Here is an 883-nt window from a genome sequence, read left to right on the forward strand (position 1 = left end):
GGGAGCCGTTAACGGCTGCAGGCGTCGGCCAGTTTGCTTGTGCACCAGGTCCATATCCAGACTGGTGTTGTAACCGTGAACGGCCATGACGACGCCATTGATGTCGATCAGGGGCGTTGCCCGGATAAACTCATCCTGAGGACGCCCGGACGCCATGACCGCGGCGTCAAAGCTAAGTACCTGATCAATCTCAAGTTCCCGATAGGCAATTCCTTTGCCGGTTAAAAAGCGTTCCAGTCTTGCCGCTAACGCCACGGCGTTACTCCTGTTTTTTATGATCCGCTGAACCTGCTTTAGCCGGTGTTCCGCATGCCGGCCGCAATACCGGCCATGGTTACCTTGAGTGCGCGCTCAACCATCTCGGGCACTTCGCCCTTGCCCTCGCCCTCACGGTCACGCTTGAGCAGTTCCGCCTGTAAATAGTGTAGCGGATCAGTATACGGATTACGTACACGCATGGAATGGGCAAATACAGGTTCCTGTTCCAGCAGGGTGTCCTGCTGCTTCAATTCCAGCAAATGGCGGATGCAGCCCTGCAGGCGCTCCCGCAGGTTCTTGCCGAGTTCAAGCAGTTTTGGATCATCGACCAACGTCTTTTCGTAGTAGCTGGCAATTCGCAGGTCAGATTTTGCCAGCACCATTTCCAGCATATCCACGTAGGTTTTGAAGAACGGCCATTGCTGCATCATCTCCCGCAGCACCGGCACGCGGTCGTTGTGAAATGCCTCCTCCAGGGCAACGTCGCTACCCAGCCAGCTGGGCAGCATCATCCGCATCTGGGTCCACGCGAAAATCCAGGGAATGGCCCGCAGGCTTTCCACGCCACCGCCGGGTTTGCGTCGTGCCGGGCGGCTACCCAGGGCCAGCTTGCCCAGCGCCTGTT

The 883-nt window shown here is 57.6% G+C and carries 1 protein-coding gene and 1 pseudogene; both read right to left on the bottom strand.

The window, feature by feature from the left end:
• Positions 1-255 (bottom strand): annotated as a pseudogene (locus B3M52_RS12610) (histidine kinase); the annotation flags it as partial.
• A gap of 38 nt (positions 256-293) precedes the next feature.
• Positions 294-883: phosphoenolpyruvate carboxylase (locus B3M52_RS12615; RefSeq protein WP_286749648.1), on the bottom strand; the 590-nt coding region annotated here is incomplete at its 5' end.

Source organism: Marinobacter sp. UBA2688 (assembly GCF_002352785.1).
GTDB classification, from domain to species: domain Bacteria; phylum Pseudomonadota; class Gammaproteobacteria; order Pseudomonadales; family Oleiphilaceae; genus Marinobacter; species Marinobacter salarius.